Source organism: Psychrobacter sp. JB385 (genome assembly GCF_900163785.1).
GTDB lineage: Bacteria > Pseudomonadota > Gammaproteobacteria > Pseudomonadales > Moraxellaceae > Psychrobacter.
The window spans coordinates 444696-465749 of the sequence record NZ_FUKN01000014.1 but is presented as its reverse complement, the minus strand read 5'-3'; the positions used below and the strand labels follow the sequence as shown (position 1 = coordinate 465749).

Genomic DNA, 21054 nt, shown 5'->3' with positions numbered 1-21054 from the left:
TAGTAAGCTAGGCAAACGCTTTCTAACCACCAGACGTTGATTTATCAGCACTTGCCTTTACTATAAGTAAAATACTTTCATTTAAATACGTAAAAAGGAATAACGATGTCAAATGATGCAATTGTAATTGTAAACGGCGCACGTACGCCAATGGGCGGCTTTCAAGGCTCATTAAAAGATATGAGCGCCACCGATCTTGGTGCTGCTGCTATCAAAGCGGCTGTTGAGCGTTCAGGCGTTAGTGTTGATACAATCGATGAGGTCATCATGGGCTGTATATTGACCGCAGGTTTGGGTCAAGGTCCTGCGCGTCAGGCCATGCGTAAAGCGGGTTTGCCCGATGCCACTGGCGCTGTGACCATTAACAAGCTTTGTGGTTCTGGTCTAAAAGCCGTCATGCAAGCGCATGATGGTATCAAAGCAGGTAGCTTCAATGTGGCCGTTGCTGGTGGTATGGAATCAATGACCAATGCACCATATCTGATGCCAGGCGCGCGCGGTGGTTACCGTATGGGCCATCAAGAAGTCAAAGACCATATGTTTTTAGACGGTTTAGAAGATGCCGAAACAGGTAAGTTGATGGGTAAGTTTGCTCAAGAAATGGCCGATGAGAAAGGGTATACCCGTGAGCAAATGGATGCGTTTGCTATCGAATCGCTCAATCGTGCGTTAACGGCTATCAAAGACGACCATTTCAAAGACGAGATTGAGCCCGTCACCTTTAGCACTCGTAAAGGCGAGCAAACGGTTGATACCGATGAACAACCTGCCCTAGCCAACGCTGAGCGCATTCCTACTTTGCGTCCAGCTTTTGCCAAAGATGGTACCATCACTGCCGCAAACGCAAGCTCTATCTCCGATGGTGGCGCAGCAGTCGTATTGATGAAAGAATCTCAAGCAAAATCAGAAGGGCTTGATTATCAAGCGCGTATCATTGCGACTGCCTCAAATTCGCGTCACCCAGGCGAATTTACCATCGCCCCTATTGGCGCTATCGAAAAAGTTTTAGCGGGTGCAGGTTGGTCAGTGGCTGATGTTGATCTGTGGGAAATCAATGAAGCCTTTGCTATGGTCACAATGGCAGCGATGGATGAGCTAAACATTGAGCATGCTAAAGTAAATATCGAAGGCGGCGCTTGTGCATTGGGTCATCCAGTGGGCTGTTCAGGCGCACGTATCTTAGTCACGCTGATTAACTCTTTAAAACGTACTGGCGGCAAAAAAGGCGTGGCGACTTTATGTATTGGTGGCGGTGAAGCAGTTGCGGTGGCTATCGAATTGCCTTAAGTAAAAATTATTTTATGCTTCAATAGTATAAAAATACATATTATTCTAATTCTCATACTTAAATTGTTCTTTTGAAAAACCGCAGTGGAAAATTACATTGCGGTTTTTTTGTGTCTGCTAGCCCTTTTTAACCGTCAAACATTTCACTGTGTAAAATCGCGTTAACTTATACCCCTCGCTATGTTATAGCACTTACAGCCTATTACACGCAATTACGGCAAGCCCACACTTTGCTACCTTGCTCATATATCTCATCCAAAACCTCAGTGTTACGATAATCACAAGTTGAGGTAGCGGCTACCTAGTAGTGCTACGTTTACCAGCATGAATTTAGATAGAGTTTGATTTTTATAAAAAATTGTTTGATGAAAAACAAGCCACTAAAAATTTAATATTTATACAATAACTATTATTTATAACTCATAAAAAAGGAAGACAATAATGAGCCAACTAATTCGTTTAAAAGATATTCAAGCCACTCATCGTGACCTTATCGGTGATGACTATTATGACCCAACAAGCAAAACTGCTTATGGTATTAATGAAGAAAAAATCGGTAAAATCGAAGGTGCATTAGTAGAAGACACAACTGGTCGTATTCGCTACCTAATCGTTGACGCAGGTGGCTGGTTCAGCTCTAAAGAAGTTCTAGTACCAGCAGGTTTGGCTCGTATTGTGGGAGATGACGTATTCTTTGACAGCTTAACCAAAGATCAAGTAGAAGCCATGGAAGTATATGACCATGACTATCAGTACAGCTACAAAGAGCAGTACGAAAGAGATCGTCAAGCATTTACAGCAGACACTATTCCAGTAGAAGATCGTATGGAAGTTGCAGATCATAACTACGAAGCACCAAACACACTAGAGCTACTAGAAGAGCGTTTGACAGTTAATAAAGACCGTATCGTCGCTGGTCTGGTAAAAGTTGGTAAGCACGTGGTTACCGAAGAGCGTAACGTCGATGTAGAGCTAGAAGAAGAGCGTGCTAATATTCAACGTACTAATGTAGATCGTCCAACAGATCGCCGCATTGGTGACATGGCTGACAATGAGACGGTTGAAGTACAACTAGAAGCTGAGCGCGCTCGCGTTGGTAAAGAAACTTATGTCTCTGAAGAAGTAAACGTAGGTAAAACTACCGAACGTCATACTGAGACAATCGTCGAAACCATTCAGCGTGAAGAATTGGATATCGATAATGATGGTAATGTGGTTGACCGTGAAGGCAATATCGTAGACCGTGATGGCATTACTGCTGAAGACGTACGCCGCGCTCGTGGTATGTAATTGGCTAATAAGTTGTGTGTCTTATGAATTAAATACATAAGATATTATGACTTCACTAAGCAGCTGAGTTTTTGACTCAGTGATTAAGACCAGAGCTTGTCTCTGGTCTTTTTTATGTCTTAGCTTATAGCTGCTGGTACTTATGTCTCTACAGTGATTACATGTGTTTTGGCAAACCTCTCATTTAATAAATAATAATAAGGAAATCACGATGACTACTGATAATTTCACTACTCCTAATTTAAATACTCCGCCACAAAATGAGTCATTAACGGCTCAAGATATCTTGAGAGAAGATCAAGTATTGTCCAATCAAGAAAGTGGTGCAAATAAAAGCGGACAAGTTGGTTATTTAGAACTGTTAGAAGAGCGCCCTGTTGTCAATAAAGAACGCTTAGATGTCGGTAAAGTGACCGTCACTAAACACACACGCACCAAAACGATTGAAGTACCTATTGAGCTGGTTGAAGAATATATCACCGTTCGTACTGAGTTTCAGGATGCTGAAAGCCAAGACTTGCTTTCTGGCAACTATGATGAAAAGGACGTATTGCGTCATGTCGAACCATCGCTGGATAGTAAAGCCGTTATTACTATCAATGACAAGCAGGTTGAGATTGGTGACACCCCTGTTGAGATTGTGCTATCACGCCAAGTAGCCACCGTCACTAAAGAGACTTATGCCGTACAAGAAATTGATATTAGTAAAACGGTGCATACGCATACCGATACCATTCAAGTCGCATTAAAACATGAAGAGCTTGATGTCAAAGAAGAAGGGTTTTTAGATCATGACAATGATTCTACTTACAACAAGTAATCTTTTGGCATTTTAGCTACTCAATAAAAAAGCAACGTTCACGTTGCTTTTTTTGGGTGTCATAATGTGGTCTATAGTTTGTTTACACCGCTTGTTTATACCGCGCCTTCATCTGTTTTCTTACACTCGTAAGTACTGACGGTTTCAGCATTGGCACCAGCGGTACGCATCACACCTGTTTCGCGATCTTGATGCGCCACACGCCATTGCACAAAGCCTTCACCGCCGTCGATAGCATTTTCGACCCCGAACACTTCAGGATTGGTAGCATCATTGGTTTTTGTCAACGTTATGGTGCCATTTGCGGTAGCGATGACCACTTGGTTGTCCGTGTCTTTATAAGTCGCTTCAACCTGTAATTCAGGTGAGCATGAGTAATTAATCTGGCTCACACCCGTATTGACAGAAGCTGCGGTATCATCTTGTACTGCGTTGAGAGAGGGGTCTTGCGTATCCACCACCACGTCATTGGGCTCGGCAGGCTCGGCAGACATAGGTACTGATTGCTCAGCACTGATACTGTCCTCCAAACTTGGCTCAGTTTCTTGTTCTTTTTGACAAGCACTGATGGTCAATGCACCAGCCAACAAACCTGTTAGTGCAACAGAGGTACGCCACTGTTTTAATAATTTTGCGTTCATAACACTCTCCCGAATAATATGTTAAACACTATAGCGTGTCCCTAAATGCACGCCTATGTTGAATTTGTAAGCAATCGCTAAAAGCCATCCATGATTTTAAAGCCATGCTTTCTTATTTATTATCAATTGCTCCCTAATTTCAGTAAGTCATAAAAAAGCCCCTATCTCTTATTGATAAGGGCTTTTCATCATAGCGTAACCATTTTTGCTTCGCAATGTTTATACTGGTTTTGAAAACTTAACTGATCTCAAAAACTTAAATAGTGATTGCTATCAAATTTTGCCATGGCACTGTTTGTATTTCAGGCCTGAACCACAAGGGCACGGTGCGTTACGACTGATATTCATGCCAGCATATGGGTTTGCCTCAGTCGCTCCATTGCCCGCTACAGCACCAGCAGCAGCTATAGCGCCGCCCATGCTACGATTTTGTGGCTGCGGCGCAGGTTTGTTAGCCCCACTGTCCAAGTTATCCACATCATCGTGCTCAAACTGCATTTGCATATGAGCGGCATTTTCACGTTGCTGAATCTCTAACGCTTCTAGCTCTTCTTTGGTCGGGATATGTACACGTGATAAATCTTGTACCGTCTCAGACTTAATAGCACCCAGCATCATTTGGAACAATTCAAACGATTCACGCTTATATTCTTGCTCTGGGTTTTTTTGCGCATAACCGCGCAAATGAATCCCTTTACGCAACTGATCCATTTGGGTCAAATGCTCTTTCCAGTGCTTATCTAGGCTTTGTAGCATAAAATGACGCTCAAGCTGCGCGGCATCTTTTTCGCCCATTTGCTCACGGCGACCATGATAACGATCTAACGCGGTTTGAATAATTTTTTCGCGCAACCCTTCTTCATCCAAGCGGCGATCTTCATCCAACCAATCATTAATCGGCATGGTTATCTTGAACTCGTCTTCTAGCTCATCTTCTAGACCGTCCACGTTCCATTGGTCATCGACAGACCCTGGCGGGATGAACTGACTGATCATGGCATTATAGACGTCACGATGCATCACATTAATGGCTTCAAGCAAATCCATTTCTGCCAACAAATCATCGCGCTGACCATAGATAACTTTACGCTGCTCATTGGCCACATCATCATATTTGAGCAAGTTTTTACGCGCATCAAAATCGCGGCTCTCAACTTTACCTTGTGCGTTTTCAATCGATTTGGACACCATTTTGTGCTCAATGGCTTCATCTTCTTTTAGACCCATCGCACGCATCATGTTGACCACGCGATCACCTGCGAAAATACGCATCAAGTCATCTTCGAGCGATAAGAAAAAGCGAGACATACCAGGGTCACCTTGACGACCCGCACGACCACGCAGCTGATTATCAATACGACGTGATTCGTGACGCTCTGAACCAATGATATGCAAACCGCCCGCCGCGACCACTTGGTCATGTTTTACTTGCCACTGCGCTTTTAGGCGTTGCATCTCTTCTGGACTCACAGCATCAATGTCTTCGATAAAGGACTGCCAGTTACCACCCAAGATAATATCGGTACCACGACCTGCCATGTTAGTAGCGATTGTGACTGATTTTGGGCTACCTGCTTGCGCGATGATTTCTGCTTCACGCTCATGTTGCTTAGCGTTTAGAACATTGTGCTTAACACCTTCTTGATCGAGCAAATACGACAATTCTTCACTGGCTTCAATGGTTGCTGTACCAACCAAGACGGGCGCACCTTTGGCCTGAATGTCTTTGATCTCGCGGATGATCCCTTTATATTTACCTAACTTGGTTAAGAAAATTTGGTCATCCATGTCAATACGAGCGATCGGTTCATGCGTTGGAATCACAATGACATCTAAGTCATAAGTCGATTTGAATTCAGCTGCTTCGGTATCAGCCGTACCGGTCATACCAGATAATTTGTCATATAAACGGAAGTAATTCTGGAATGTCGTGGTTGCAAGCGTTTGGTTTTCCGCTTGAATCTCAACGTTTTCTTTGGCTTCAACCGCTTGGTGTAAGCCTTCTGACCAGCGGCGACCAGGCATGGTACGACCTGTGTTTTCATCAACGATAATTACTTCGCCATCATCAACGATATAGTGAACGTTTTTGACAAATACATGGTGAGCACGAATGGCGGCTTGGACGTGAGCCAATAATGGCAAACGGCTTGGACTGTATAAGCTTTCGTTTTCGCCAAGCTCGCCCACTTCGATTAAGAAGCGCTCGATTTTTTCGTAGCCTTTTTCACTGATTTCGATTTGGCGATTTTTTTCATCAATCCAGAAATCTTCTTCTTCATTATTCTTGTTAGCTTCTTCATCTTTTGAGCGGATCAATAACGGAATAATCGTATTAATCAATGCATACATACGTGAAGAGTCTTCGGCTTGACCCGAAATAATCAGTGGCGTACGAGCCTCATCAATCAAGATTGAGTCAATCTCATCAATGATACAAAAATTTAGCGGACGCTGCTTTTTTTCAGCCAGACTAAAAACCATGTTGTCGCGTAGGTAGTCAAAACCGTATTCGTTGTTGGTACCATACGTAATATCAGCTTGGTAAGCATTGATTTTTTCTTGTGGCGGCTGTTGTGAATAGATCACCCCAACGGTCATGCCCAAAAAGCTAAATAATGGACGGTTTAACTCAGCATCACGCGCAGCTAGGTAATCATTGACGGTAACCAGATGTACACCTTTGCCACTAATGGCGTTGAGATACATGGCCAAGGTACCCATCAGGGTTTTACCTTCACCCGTTTTCATCTCAGCGATTTTGCCTTCGTGCAAGGTGATACCACCAATTAGCTGCACATCATAATGGCGCATGCCATTGATACGCAAAGAGGCTTCACGGCAAACCGCAAACGCCTCTGGCAATAATGCATCTAGGCTTTCGCCATTTTGATGACGTGCCTTAAACTCTTCGGTTTTTTGCTGTAATTGCTCATCAGACAGGGCTTGTATGGTAGCCTCTTGGGCGTTGATCTTGCTGACCACTTTACGCATGCGCTTTAATTCGCGCTCGTTTTTGGTGCCAACGACACCGCCTATAATCTTTGATAACATAATTTTTTGACCTATGGAAATATTCGATAATTAGTGCGCATTAGCCAACGCTCGGCTTGCCGCCTTGTCATCATCTGACTAAGTACTACCTAATTAAGTATCGCCCAATTAAGTGTGACGTCATTATATATGGTTATGACGCTGATGGATACAAGGGCAGCAATCAGATATTTGGCGACATAAAAACGCAGCGTGACGTGTTAAAATAGTCCTTACTCTATTAAATTTACTCACTTTTTCTATTGTTTGATTTGCGCACTATGATGCGTCTTTACTCAAATCTACTTGGTAGCACTCAACTGAGATGTACTCAAACGATGCCTTGTAAGCGTTTACTAATCCGTGACTGGTATAAATTTTCCTTACTAAGCATTAGCAGACATAGCTTTATTAAATAGCCTTCGTAAAATGTATACCAGTCACGCTGACTTTTTTCTACAGCTCTAACTATATCTATAAAAAACCCATCTACATATCATAAGAGATCCTGCATGACCGATACGCCATTGACTCAAAACCCTGCTTGCTCAAAAAAAGTCTCAAAACTTGCCCCATCAAAATATGCGTTATCTAAACAACTGAACACTGAGCCATCACTTTCTGAGCGGTTGATCATCGGTGATGCTACCTATAATTTAGCCGATCACACACCCATGATGGTGCAATACCTGACCATGAAAGCCAACTATCCTCAAGCATTGCTGCTGTACCGAATGGGGGATTTTTATGAGTTGTTTTTTGATGATGCCAAACGTGCTGCCCAGATACTAGACATTACGTTGACCCGCCGTGGTACGGATAAGGCTGGCAATACCATTGCGATGGCAGGCGTTCCTTTTCATGCGGCTGACAGTTATATGGCACGTCTAATTGCCGCTGGACAGACCGTTGTGGTGTGTGAGCAAATCGACGAATCGGCAACAGATAACGCTGATAATACAGCTGACCTGCCAAATATGGGCAACAAACAAAAGAAAGACAAAAGCAAATCGGCAGCAGGTAGTATCATGCGCCGCGAGGTGGTCAAGACCCTGACCGCAGGGACAATTACGGATGATGCATTGATTGCGCCCAATCATACCCCAACGGTGGTCGCCATTGACATCGTTATTCCACCTACAAGAGCCAATGGCAAACAGCCGTTGCAAGCTGCCATCAGTCAGATGGATTTGGCGGCTGGCACGCTGACCACACAAACGTTGCATGCTGCTAGTGACGACATTGATGAGCTTCAAACCCAGATGCTGACGGTGCTCACACGCTTTGCTCCCAGTGAATGTATCATCAGTGAGAACCTTAATGAGACTATCGGTGACCACTGGATGCTGTGGTTACGTCAGCACCTTGATTGCCCTATCATAGAAGTGGCTGCCAATGACTTTCATCGTGAGCATGCAAGCGATACCCTTTGTCAGCAGTTTGAGGTACAACGTCTCGATGGTCTAGGTATTGCTGATAATCCACTTGCTCAATCTAGCTGCGCGGCGCTTATTCATTATGCACGGCAAACTCAGCAGCGTCATGTACCACAAGTCAATCAGCTGATCGTCGAGCACAGCGATGATTACTTGATTATCGATGCCAATAGTCAACAAAACCTTGAACTATTTACCCCTGTCAGTAGTAATGGTACCTCATTGATATCGGTACTCAATCATTGTCAAACGCCAATGGGACGACGTCTACTCGTACAGCAAATGAAACGTCCGCTACGACAGCATGACCGCATCAACCTACGTTTGGACGCGATAGACAGCTTACTAAATGCAGATAATTCATTGGTCGTGAGTTTACGAGAGGCACTCCATGCCATCGGTGACATAGAGCGTATCAGCAGTCGTATCGGTCTGATGAGCGCCAAGCCGCGCGACTTACGCAAGCTTGCTGACGGCATTGCTAGTAGCAACCATCTTACTCGTTTATTAATTAACTCTGGCATTAATCATGATCAGACGGGCTTATTGTCCATGCTGATGCAGTACCTACCTGCTAAGCTGCCAGCGATACAATCTGTCGCTGACTTGATTGAGCGCGCCATTGTCATAGAGCCGCCCGCGCATATTCGTGACGGCGGCATGATAGCGGCAGGTTTTGACGAAGAGTTTGATCGTTTGACCCATCTGCATGACAATATCCAAGTCACCTTGGATGACATGGTAGAGCGTGCGCGGCAAGACAATCAGTTGCCTAGCCTAAAAGTTGGCTTTAACAAAGTCAGTGGCTTTTATTTTGAATTGCCAAAGATGCAAGCAAAAAACGCGCCTGCCCACTTTATCCGTCGGCAAACATTAAAGAGCAGCGAGCGCTTTATTACCGATGAGCTAAAAGACGTTGAGACTGAGTATTTAAGCGCGCAAACCTTAGCGCTGACTCGAGAAAAGCAATTATATCAAACCCTACTGACCATGCTTAGTGGTCACTTATCTGAGCTACAACAGCTGAGTACGGCTATTGCCCAAATAGATGTGCTCAGCAATTGGGCAAAATTGGCTGTCGATTATCAATGGCAGCGTCCGGTCATGAGTAATAACTCAAAAAGCGAGCATTTACACCAGCCGTCAAACCTCATTTCTAATAGCTTTTTTAACACCAATAATCAAACCAGTATCGCTATCAAACAAGGTCGTCATGTCGTCGTCGAAGCAGCCTTGAATCCTGCAAATGCAAGTAATAGACATACTCCTGCTCAAACGACCAGTCAGTTTGTCGCCAATGATTGTGTGCTGGGTAGCACCAATGCTGATGGCAAACACCCTGAACGACTGCTGATGATTACAGGCCCCAATATGGGCGGCAAATCGACCTATATGCGCCAAACGGCATTGATTGTCTTACTTGCGCATTGCGGCAGCTTTGTCCCAGCAGAGCAGGCTCATATCGGTGATATCGATCGTATCTTTACGCGTATTGGCTCAGCGGACGATCTGGCTGGTGGCAAGTCTACCTTTATGGTTGAGATGATAGAGACAGCCAATATCTTAAATCAAGCAACGAATAAATCACTGGTATTAATGGATGAAGTCGGACGTGGTACGGCCACTACTGACGGTCTGGCTATCGCTCATGCGTGTGTCAACCGATTGGTAGAGATTGGTTGCCTGACATTATTTGCCACCCATTATTTTGAGCTGACACAATTGGCAGAGATGAGTGAAAATAAACCTGCCAAGATTCGTAATGTGCATGTGGCTGCCAGTGAAATTGATGGTCAGTTGCTACTACTCCATCAAATAAAGGAAGGTGCTGCCAGCTCTAGCTTTGGGCTGCACGTCGCCAAAATGGCAGGTATTCCAGCTCAGGTATTAGAGGATGCCAAACGCTATTTGGCCGACAATCTAAGTATCGATCACGTGTATCATCATGCATCAAAAGCAGATAGCACAAAACCTCTTGATGACGAAAATGACTTAGTTAAGTCAGTAACGGATAAAAGCGGACAGGTACATCATAATGAAGCAGATAAATTAAATCTAAAGTCTATTGAGCAAAATCAGGCGATGATTGATATTTCAGAACAAAATCAGATGTTTAGCTTGCAGGATGAGCTAAATGCGATTGATCCTGATAGCCTAACACCCAAGCAAGCGCATGATTTTCTGTATCATCTTAAAAAAATCATTAGTCATTAAAGGGAATTGTCAAATAGTGGTAAAGGCGCTAAAATACGCTTTATTTTCGACTATTCTATTAGGGCGTATTAAACATTCGACCATGGCATTGACAGAGACTATTTTTTAGTCGATTCGACGTTAAAAATAGTGAGTATAGTCATTCTATACGTCTATTTTTAACAATGAAGCGGCAAAAAAGAGTCCTGTCCCTGTGGGCTGATGCTAAAATGGTTTCATACTGTGTTGCAAATCTCGCTAAGGCACCTGCATTATCATCGTTTTGCGCCTTGTCTGTAACCATTTTAGAATCAGCAATGCCCATTTGTGAATATTCAATACGCCCTAGCCAAAAGCCAAATCAATAACAGGTAGACATTACTATGACCTTTGTCGTTACAGATAACTGCATTCTTTGCAAATACACCGACTGTGTAGAAGTCTGTCCTGTGGACTGCTTTTATGAAGGCCCAAACTTCCTTGTTATCGATCCTGATGAGTGTATCGACTGCGCACTATGTGAGCCTGAATGTCCGGCCAATGCCATCTTCTCAGAAGACGAAGTACCAAAAGGACAAGAGATGTTCACTCAGCTGAACGAAGAGCTGGCACAAAAATGGCCGAACATCACTGAGATGAAAGGTCAAATGCCAGAAGCTGAAAAGTGGGATGGTGTGGAAGGTAAGATTCAGTATTTAGAGAAGTAGCAGGTTAGAACGGTTTAATATTCTATATTGAGACAATAAAAAAGCCACCTAATGGCGCTATGCGTTTAGGTGGTTTTTTTATACATGTGAACTTAAAATAGAAGACTAAGGTTTTATTATACAAGGCGTGCCTTTAGGAATATCACATTCAATACGTGCGTTCGAAGGCGGTTTTGCGATAGCGATGATTTTTTGCTGTGTCTCTAACGTCCAGCCTGTCGCATCAGTGATAGATTTGCAAGCACTCACTACTGGCGCTATTGGTAATACGACTATATCTGGATCATTAATTAATAGATAGACCTGACTACTATAGTTTCTTGCCTCTGATACACAAGCATTACCTTGTGCTCTTGCAACATATGAGTTGTAGGCTGGTATAGCGATGGCTGCTAATATACCAATGATAACTAACACAATCATCAACTCTATTAAAGTAAATCCTGATTGCCAAATGTGATAACGGTTAAGAGTTACTTTCATAATAATAGCTCTAGTTTTCTATATAGTTACATAGTATGCCACTTAGCATATATTAACTATAGCTTATCAAAACTTACAAATATAAAACTTCATACTTACTATCTAATAATTGCATCAATAGATATATCATATTTATTACTAAATATTTAAGAAAAATATTCGTATCTATCACTATAATATGTTGTATACGCGTTTACTTTAAAAACTAATATAAAAAAGCTAAACATTTCTGTTTAGCTTTTTTTACATTAATCACGTTTAAATAGCAAGGCTAGCTTATATTTAGGCTAGAACACATTTACCTGTAGCAATTGTACATGTTGCTGTCGAACTCTGACCTTTATTAGCAGCAATTGCACCTACTACTGTTTCTGCATCATCTGCTGGCGCAGTTACTGTACAATGTTCAGTTGTAAAATCTGCAGCATCAGGTTCAGGAGTATCACCATTAGGATCGTTTCTGAATAAGTTCAACTGATTAGTATAGTTATTAGTAGAGGCTAAGCACTGATTATCAACTGCACGTTTAGTATAGTTCTGATAAGCAGGAATAGCGATCGCCGCTAGGATACCGATAATAGCAACAACGATCATTAGTTCGATTAAGGTAAAACCTTTTTGAGCGTTCATAGACATGTCCTTTTGGATAATATGGCAGTAGAAGGCTTATCTACTCACCAGCTATAAATTTAATGTTTCTCTTATTATAATTGTTGCAGTTAGTATGCCACATTATAACCAATCGTATTCTTTCATGAAAAATCTTAGTAGATATCGTCAATTTACTCATAAATAGACTTTTTATCGAACTTTTAATTACAATGAATTACCTTCGTTACACTTTAGTTACTTAAAATTGTCAGTGAACAAAATTATCGATGGCAATTTTATGCTGTGTTTGACGTTTTTTGTCAGTCTATGGTTTTAACTGCTAACGACTCATTTCCACTCATCGCCACTGCCACATTTTTTATCGGTGTTTTTATTTCGACATTTAATACCTTGATAATCTAATGTCAGCGTACCGTCATTTTTCATTCTTGTATTCGATTTGGGTTTGGCCTCAATTGTCCACTGAGATGTCAGAGGATTAGGACGGATACTCACGGTATATTGCGCCTCTCCTTGTTTGGGATAAGCACCACTTAAATCTGTAGTAACAATGCTGTTATACTTGCCTTGTGCCAGTTTTCGACTCTCGATAGTGCTGGCAATGCTATGCATCTCCCCCATCATATCAGTACGCATACCTTTTTCGATATAGCCCAGATAGCTGGGATAAGCAATCGCAGCTAAAATCCCAATAATAGCCACTACAATAAGCAGCTCTATCAAGGTAAAACCTTGGTTCATATTTTTGTCTATACTAGTCATCATCATCACCAGACTTGAGAATCGTTACCACAATCTTTTAGTCCCACCGTCAGCGCGCTTGTCGTCATACATCTGACGCCAGAACTGGTCAGCATCATATTATGACCATTTTTGACATACTTTGTAGGATTAGGCACTGCCAACATTTTCCACGTTCGACCTGTCACATTATCAACACCTGCCCCTGCAACTAAGCTTTTAGACGTACCCCCATCCACCAGGGTGATGCGATAAGTATAATTATCTCCACTACTGGCAGGGATATTTACAATAGTGTTAGTGCCTACATCTGCATAATCATAATTGGCATTACCATTAGCATCAATCCTTTTTGGCTTGAAGTTCTTATATGTCAATGCACTTGCACGCCAACGCTCAAGTTCCAACTGTAGTTGTAACATCTTCGCTTGTGTGTCTCGTTCAGCATTTACAACAATGTAGTGTCGATAGCTTGGGACAGCTATAGCAGCCAAAATAGCTAAGATAAAAACTACTATCATCACTTCAATGAGCGTAAAGCCTTTCTGCATTTTTGTGTCATTCAAGCCAAATATTGAATTTGAATAATGGTCTTCCTTATTCGCCATTAATGCATGCTTTGATGTAAAGCCTTGCCTATTCATCTATAGACTCCGCTAGCTGCTCATACCATCTTGTATTAAACAGGCGATAACTCATCGTATTAACGTCAATATTTCCTGAACCATTGCCATTTTTTTTATTCTTATCAACACTTGAGCCACTACAGTTACCACCAGGGCATCTGGTATCAATTCCAGACACACCTGTCGTCATCCCCACATCAAAACCAATACGATCGTTATAAGATACAAGCTCATTGAATGATTGTGGGCCTAACATGATGCGGCTAGTAGGGTTTCTTTCATCAAAAGCACCAAACGCGAGTTCTTGAATGCCTTTGCCTGCACGTATAAATCCACCTGTCCCATTTAATGAGTTATCAGTTTTTGTAGTATCACTTTGTTCACAGACCCCATAAGGTAGACAGTATATCTGGCGCTCTGAACCACCGACAATTTGTGCCGCGCAGCCACTCGTCTCTTCATATTTCATCTCTGGGCTATAAGCTGTCATGTAGTAAAGCCCACCTAGCGCTAGACCATCACCCATAGATTTAACATTTTTAACTTGGTTATATCCATCAAATAAATTCAGCGGATAGTACCAGCCTTGCTTGGTCGCAACATTTGGACGCATGCTTGCTTGTACGCTCGTTTTGGTCGCCCCAGCCACTTTATTGAAAGGCATTTCTGTTAAATTACTTATCGTCAAATCTTTAGTTATTAAAGATACCGAGGCGTCTTCTGCATATAATCCTTGACTAGCAACGTCTCTATCTATAATACCGAACAACTTATCAGACTGACTTGGTATGGTATTGCGTAAACGAGATATTGGATTGCTTCTATCACCAGAGGCAATATTTATTAAGGCAAATAAAACCCCACTATCTTTATAAAAACTCACTGAAGGCTGACCATAGAAACGCGGCTGTAACCCTTGCTTAAGAAGTGTTTTTGAATTAGCATCACTTTTGTCATCACCACTTGCATTGAGCACTCTTACGATACGGCGAGTAAAATTATTACTTCCAGCACTACCACTAATATTTTGTCCATTGCGCAAATCTACACGGAATGCCTGTCCGCCTAAGTCAGCAAAATATAGATGGTCTATCATACCGTCGTCATCACGATCTAGCGTGGTAATTTTGCCCACCACACTATGCTTCATTTCTGGTACTTTGATATGCCTACCAGAAGCGCCTGAGTCGCGACCTGAAATTGACCATAGTACAGCACCAGTTCTGGCATCAGCAATATACACGGCATTGCCATCTGCCATAGATTTAGCATTACATTCGCTAAATTTGTTATCCGAAACTCCTAAGCGGAACGTGGGGTCTTCATAGCATTCATCATAGCCACCACCAAAGATAATAACGTCTCTAATACTATTTCTGCCTGTACCGACTCTAATTCTACCTGTGACAGGTTCGCTCCATGCTTTGCCTAATGCTTGATATCCTTCTGTTCTTTCATTTAAGCTAAATAGCATTCTTGGCGCATTCAGATTACTCACATCTAATCCGTAAAGTCCTTTACCCCCCTGACGTAAACCACCGTATACATATACTTGGTCAGCTGTAATTTTTCCAGAGGATTGAGAGGTAGGTGCACTAAAGTCATACTTGTAGCTTCCTTGCACTGACCATGGAGCATCGACACCAAAAGTAGGTGCATTTGAGATAGTACTAGCAGGCTGTAGCGCTTGTATCTGCCCATCAAGAATAGTTTTTGGAATAAAGGCAAAACTTTCTTGACCAGTTTCTGCTGATGCGATATGAAGCGCACCCTCCATTGAGCCAAACATTACATAATCATCGCGACTGCTTTCATCTGTGGCGACCATACCTGCATCAGCATCAACCTTACCATCGTTATTGCTGTCTTTATCTGCTGCATTGATATTGGCACCGTAAGTAATTAGTGTAGGTCTTGAATGTATGACACCGCCTAGTACTTTGATATCCCCTGGGGGGTTGGCTATTATTTTTTCAAACTCAGTTTTCACTTTCGCAGCGCTAGTACCGATACGATCAGCCTCGGCTTGGGTTGGACTTGCGTCATAACCTAAGAAACTTAGTAGATATAGCTTTTTCAGCGTTGTGTAAGAATTGTCTAATGTGTCAAATCCAACTAATTTCCCAGCAGAAACACCTACTTTTACTAGTGTATTATTGCTTTCGACATATACATTACGCGATGTATTATCTGATTTCTTTGGTGTTTTTAGTTGGGCATAAAAGCCACCCGCTGTAATCCTATTGTTTATATTGACGCTAGCACCTGCTGCATTAAGCGCCGTTTCATTACGTTTGCTCCAAATATCTTGAGCATCAGGATTTAGATCATCTGGGAAGCCGTCACCATCTTCATCTATATAAAGTCTTTTATTTCCTTGCCCGTATAATGTCCCTTGCTTGACATTGTATTTTTTTAAGTTCCCAGCCCATATTGCCGCATCACTACCGACCTTGGGTTCTAACATCGGCAAATAAGCATAGGGCTTGACGCCAAGGCTGTTTAAAGGATCTTGTGGCACTGTAATAGTTCCTGCAGGTGTGCTTGGGAGATCCATTTTTAACTCTTGTATCACAGATAAAACACTACCAACGATATCTTTGGTATCTTTAGCAAAATAAAAACCGCCCTGTCCATAACCACCAACATCATCGTATTTACCAGATTCCATACCTAAGTTACACGCATTGCGTGCGTCAGGATTGGAGGTAGGAATTTGAGAACAATCGTAATATTTTTTATTATATTTATAGGAATTGCCATTGGCGTCTTTAAATCTGTCGATAGTACGCTCTACTGAGGTGTAGTTGGCAGGGTTATCAACCACGTTAAACGAGCTACCAAAACCCACCATCGCTGTGGTAACTTGTCGTTTTGTTCTTAACTGTTTTGCAAACTCGCCCATACATTGCCATCGACTTTCTCCATCACTCCCTTGTAATAAGCCGCCTGAAGCAGGGCAAGATAAGCTTGACGTACCCAATGCATCTCCCATCATGTTCGTTAATGAACTTTGACTAGAGACCCCGTTGGGAAAACCATCTGTTAACAAGTAAACCCCTTTTGCTCCACACTCCTGCGTTTCTGGTGCGATGTACTTGTTGTTTTTAGCAATAGATTGATCAGCTGTTGAGCGCATACCACTATATGTACTACCACCTGAATAAGTTGTCGTACCTAGCATATACGCCCCAGCATCTGTAAATGCTGGTGCCATAGGTGTACCACCACTGGGACTCAAGCCCCTTAAAAACGCATAGATTCTTTCTTTCTGGTCAGCATCCAAAGGTTTAGCTGCTACCGTTACCTTCCCAAGAGAATTAGTGTAACCAAATGCTCCAACACCCATGATAATGTCTTCGTTGACATTCTTGAAATTTAATAGTTCTATGATAGCCAATTTAAGCTTAGACATCCGATCATAGACTCTTTCGTTGCCTTTTAAGCAGTACTCCAATCGAACATTATTACGGTACTCAGCTATGGGATTATAGAAATCTGAATACACTGAGTTCGAATTATAACTCATAATACAGACTTGATTGCCTTCACCTTTTAACTCAGGTGCTGTATATGGATCTTGAGTAAAATATCCTTCATATGTCTGATTGGAGGGCACATCGTTAGAACTATGATAGTGAAAGTACTTATAATTTCCGTACTCTCTGCAACTACCATTACCCCAATATCGAGTACAATCTCGAGTGTAGGCTCGGTGTACACGGCTGCTTCTATATGTTTCATCTTCTTGAAAACTAACGCTACCACCCATACTGCCTGATTTATCGAGCATAAGCGTCAAGGTAGGTTTATTGGATTCAGTACTTGCCTGATAGATCGTCAAATCACCAAGTTTGTTATAGCTTACATCACCAAATCCGTTATAGCTTGTCCCTGCTTGGGTCATTGCTGATGAAGCCATTAAAGTCGCTACCGCTATGACTACAGCAGTAGGACGAAACTGTTTTGATAACGGCGGGGTAGATCGGATAAGTTTCATATTGAGTTCCTGCTATATAATCGGTTGTAAATGCAGCTTAGTCATTGACTGTTATCTAAATTATTTAGGCATACCACTAGCTGATAAATTGAGAAGCTCTTGACACTCTTTACTTATCTGACCATTACCTTTACCATAGTCGACGCACTTTTGCGTATTTATTTCATTTTCTAGCTTCACTTCTCTAACTAATACTTTGGCTGGTACACCTATTCTAGACAGACACTGATTACGCGTTTCTCCATAATAAGTATTTTGATTAGGGTCCGCTTCCTCTACGCCTGATACAAAAGTATCTGCATTTTCACTAGGTTTCTTAAGACATTCTGTAATAGCTGCATCTGAAACATTAGACAAGGCCGGCAAAAATGACGTTGAATTTATACGAAAATTTGGTGAGCTACTAGTAGGATCCTCTGTGGTTATTGATTTGCCAAGAGGGACATTTCCAAACGGCGTTACTGGTAGAGACTGGGTATTAGGCCTAGTCACAGAAACTTGAGTCATCACATTTTGTCGAGCATTAACAAAATCATCAGCTTTACCAGGCCGACAGAACCCCCCTGAACCTGCGCCTCCAATCAATTTGCTTTTTCCAGATGTTGTAGTAATAGTGGCTTCAGACATTCTGAAAAAATAGTCTTTTCGCGGACGATAACAAAATACAATTTGATCTCCACGATTAGTTGTAGCACCAGTATCTAGGAAATGGCCAAAAAACCCCAGTGGGCCTAAAATTATGGCTTTTTCACTACTATTGCTTGAATCGTTGATGATGTTTTCAATGTTTTTATTGGTAGTATCTGATGTTGTCAATAGTAGCGTATCAACTTGGTCACTGGTCGCCAAACGTAGACTCGTCATACTATTTCGTACAGCAATAACACCCACAATAATGATTAATAACAAGAACATCAAAACCACAATCAAAGTAGCCCCATTTTGAGATCTCATCAGTTGTTTTTTAGGATGCTGATTCATAATATGACTACCTATGTAAGACAAGGTTATAAAATTTGATATCCACTAGCTATTCCAAACTGGTATTTCTAAGTGCAACATAAGACTCGGTCACCGTACGTAGGTATTTTTTATTCAATCCAGTATTTAAAGTCAACTTTTTACCCAATACAGTAAACTCAGATAAACCCTCGTCAGTTAATACTGCATTGTTAGAACGTAGAATCAAACCATATTTTAAACCTACTATAGGTGGCTGTTTATTGAGATCTAAAGCCAAATAATCTTTTACAGTATAGTATTGTATTTTTCCACCGACACTGGTAGATAGTAAGATATCGAAATAATCCACATTGGTTACAATCTCTTGGCCTGCATCTCCAAAATCTCTTATTGTATTATTAGTCTCAAATACGACAGACTGAGGTAAACTCTTATCTGGCTTACTTTGCTCAGTATAACTATCCATGATTTCAGTAATGTACTTGCCTGCATCACAATAAAGAGAAAGCTCTGTTGGTTTTGAGGCATTAGGTGCTTTTAGGTAAAAGCGTTCTATGATAATTTGTCCATCAATGGCTTCTTTTACGCCTCCTATGTTGACTCTTCTAGGCCCTAAAGCTAATTTGCCTTCACAATCATACATATCTTGAGGTGCTCTATATTGAATAGTCAATTGCCCACTTTTTGAATTAAAATTGCTAGCCCCTGTCCATTCATTCTTCTGCGTACCTGCTGTTTGGTCGCCTGTGTTGCTCAGTAAAGATACCTTCACAGCAGAACCATCTAATGTAATATTTTTAGGTAACTTGGTTGTACCATCGATATCTTGAGGGTTACGCAAATTATCGAGTTGTGGCTTGTTACTCCCATCTTTTGGTGCATTATTAGCACTGGTTAATACAATACCAGCGCCAGGTTGGTCAGCAGCGACTTTATCTGAAAGCCCTAAGTTTGCAAGACGAATCTTTCGCTCAATAACAGGTAGATTGAAGGTAGAATTTTCTACCAATTCTGAAGCGCTAGACTGTATCCCTGCTGTTTTCGCATTGATCATATAAACTTGTACCGCTGCAGCAGATACGAGAAGTCCTAAAAATAGCGATACCATGAGTTCTATTAAAGTAAACCCTGTTTGCTCCTTGTTGTAAGGATGGAAAGCGGATATATTCATTAATAGGTCTCCATCACTAAACAATGTGAGCCGATCTGGTAAGAACCATCACTATTACCACAGGCCTCTTTATTATCACTGTCTAGTACTGGCAAAGTATTATTCCATGAGGTGATAATACATTGTCTAGCGTTGATGCCAGACATTTCTGGACATGCTGTCATATTGAGCATAATATCTTGCTCACAGGATAATTTAGCAGCTTGCAATGTATTCAGCGCAGCTATCTGCTTTGTCGTACAAGCTGCTGATTTACAGCTATCTTGGCTAAAATCACTATTTGCTTGCGTGACTTTATTACAATATTCAGTAATATTATTAACACCTTGATTGAGCTTTTTTAACTCTACAGTGAAATCATTAGTAGGCAAATTATTTACACGCATATTTTCTGATAGTTTTTTTGATATACTCATTGCACGACTGCGTATCAAACTCTCATCCGTAGCGTTCAAAGCGTTCATCTGTAATGCGCTAAAGCCTAAAACAGCAATTGCTAATAATAGTAAAGCTACCATTACTTCAATCAGGCCCACTCCCCGCTGATTGTTTGATAAGTTCATTAACAACTACCTCCTGCTACAGTAGTTATGTTAGCAACTGCCGTAACGATAACTTGGGTTGCGATAGACGACTTTTCGCTATCACAAATTGTATATGTTACTGCCTCAGCACGCTTACTTGGAAAAAATGTAATAGACGTTTTACTTGCTTTTATTATACTTTTGGAATTATATGTGTAGCTTTCTATCGGACTTGAACCTCCTGCGTTCTTACTCTTTATCAATATGCTTTGTTTACTATTATCAAAGCTAAATTCCAAAGGCTGCCGACGAACTACACTCTCAACTTTCGCTTCTTTCAGCGCATTTTCAAATATGGCAGCTGTCGACTTCACACGCTGATTGGCCAATTGAGTACTGATACTCGGCGCGGCAATACTGACGATAATAGCAAGCACAGCGATCGTTACCATCAGCTCAATCAGGGTGAATCCTGAGCTGGTCATTTTTTGCTTCAATGGTAAGTTGTTCGCAGATGCGTTCACATC

General features: G+C 41.7%; 16 protein-coding genes. 5 read left to right on the top strand and 11 right to left on the bottom strand.

Going from position 1 to position 21054, the window contains the following annotated elements; translation table 11 throughout:
- Positions 1-105 precede the first annotated feature (105 nt).
- The 3 genes from CZ794_RS13125 (at position 106) to CZ794_RS13115 (ending at position 3397) form a co-directional block, all read left to right on the top strand.
- Positions 106-1287 (top strand): acetyl-CoA C-acyltransferase, encoded by a 1182-nt coding sequence (locus tag CZ794_RS13125; protein ID WP_087042026.1) that lies wholly within the window; start codon positions 106-108, stop codon positions 1285-1287.
- Between the two features lie 441 nt (positions 1288-1728).
- Positions 1729-2577: a DUF2382 domain-containing protein gene (locus CZ794_RS13120; protein WP_087042025.1), complete on the top strand. Its 849-nt coding sequence runs from the start codon at positions 1729-1731 to the stop codon at positions 2575-2577.
- A 211-nt stretch (positions 2578-2788) separates the two neighbouring features.
- Positions 2789-3397: a YsnF/AvaK domain-containing protein gene (locus tag CZ794_RS13115; RefSeq protein WP_087042024.1), complete on the top strand. Its 609-nt coding sequence runs from the start codon at positions 2789-2791 to the stop codon at positions 3395-3397.
- A gap of 95 nt (positions 3398-3492) precedes the next feature.
- On the opposite strand, the gene CZ794_RS13110 is transcribed toward CZ794_RS13115, so the two are convergent.
- Together CZ794_RS13110 and secA are read right to left on the bottom strand one after the other, a co-directional pair.
- Entirely contained in the window at positions 3493-4038 is a 546-nt protein-coding gene (locus CZ794_RS13110; protein WP_087042023.1) for a hypothetical protein, read from the bottom strand.
- A gap of 273 nt (positions 4039-4311) precedes the next feature.
- Complete coding sequence (gene secA / locus CZ794_RS13105) at positions 4312-7092, bottom strand: preprotein translocase subunit SecA (protein WP_087042022.1); 2781 nt, start codon at positions 7090-7092, stop codon at positions 4312-4314.
- A gap of 491 nt (positions 7093-7583) precedes the next feature.
- Here secA and mutS point away from each other — a divergent pair, with 491 nt between their 5' ends.
- Together mutS and fdxA are read left to right on the top strand one after the other, a co-directional pair.
- Complete coding sequence (gene mutS / locus CZ794_RS13100; protein ID WP_087042021.1) at positions 7584-10721, top strand: DNA mismatch repair protein MutS; 3138 nt, start codon at positions 7584-7586, stop codon at positions 10719-10721.
- Between the two features lie 362 nt (positions 10722-11083).
- Positions 11084-11407: a ferredoxin FdxA gene (fdxA, locus tag CZ794_RS13095; RefSeq protein ID WP_057758216.1), complete on the top strand. Its 324-nt coding sequence runs from the start codon at positions 11084-11086 to the stop codon at positions 11405-11407.
- A gap of 105 nt (positions 11408-11512) precedes the next feature.
- Here fdxA and CZ794_RS14255 read toward each other — a convergent pair whose 3' ends face one another.
- The 9 genes from CZ794_RS14255 to CZ794_RS13050 form a co-directional block, all read right to left on the bottom strand.
- The gene (locus CZ794_RS14255; RefSeq protein WP_087042020.1) at positions 11513-11890 is read right to left on the bottom strand and encodes a prepilin-type N-terminal cleavage/methylation domain-containing protein; all 378 of its coding nucleotides are present in this window, start codon (positions 11888-11890) and stop codon (positions 11513-11515) included.
- A gap of 282 nt (positions 11891-12172) precedes the next feature.
- Complete coding sequence (locus CZ794_RS14250) at positions 12173-12520, bottom strand: type II secretion system protein (protein ID WP_087042019.1); 348 nt, start codon at positions 12518-12520, stop codon at positions 12173-12175.
- A gap of 309 nt (positions 12521-12829) precedes the next feature.
- Entirely contained in the window at positions 12830-13243 is a 414-nt protein-coding gene (locus tag CZ794_RS13080; protein WP_256958987.1) for a type IV pilin protein, read from the bottom strand.
- Between the two features lie 26 nt (positions 13244-13269).
- Entirely contained in the window at positions 13270-13887 is a 618-nt protein-coding gene (locus CZ794_RS14245; protein WP_306298362.1) for a type IV pilin protein, read from the bottom strand.
- On the bottom strand, positions 13880-17869 hold the full coding sequence (locus CZ794_RS13070; RefSeq protein WP_087042018.1) for a PilC/PilY family type IV pilus protein: 3990 nt from the start codon (positions 17867-17869) through the stop codon (positions 13880-13882). Before CZ794_RS13070 ends, CZ794_RS14245 begins: the two co-directional genes overlap by 8 nt.
- Before the next feature lie 60 nt (positions 17870-17929).
- Positions 17930-18850, bottom strand: a complete 921-nt coding sequence (locus tag CZ794_RS13065) for a pilus assembly PilX N-terminal domain-containing protein (RefSeq protein WP_087042017.1) — start codon at positions 18848-18850, stop codon at positions 17930-17932.
- 49 nt (positions 18851-18899) lie between these two features.
- On the bottom strand, positions 18900-20003 hold the full coding sequence (locus CZ794_RS13060; RefSeq protein ID WP_087042016.1) for a PilW family protein: 1104 nt from the start codon (positions 20001-20003) through the stop codon (positions 18900-18902).
- Positions 20003-20566: a type IV pilus modification protein PilV gene (gene pilV / locus CZ794_RS13055; RefSeq protein ID WP_087042015.1), complete on the bottom strand. Its 564-nt coding sequence runs from the start codon at positions 20564-20566 to the stop codon at positions 20003-20005. Before pilV ends, CZ794_RS13060 begins: the two co-directional genes overlap by 1 nt.
- Positions 20566-21051 (bottom strand): Tfp pilus assembly protein FimT/FimU, encoded by a 486-nt coding sequence (locus CZ794_RS13050; RefSeq protein WP_227681415.1) that lies wholly within the window; start codon positions 21049-21051, stop codon positions 20566-20568. Before CZ794_RS13050 ends, pilV begins: the two co-directional genes overlap by 1 nt.
- Positions 21052-21054 lie beyond the last annotated feature (3 nt).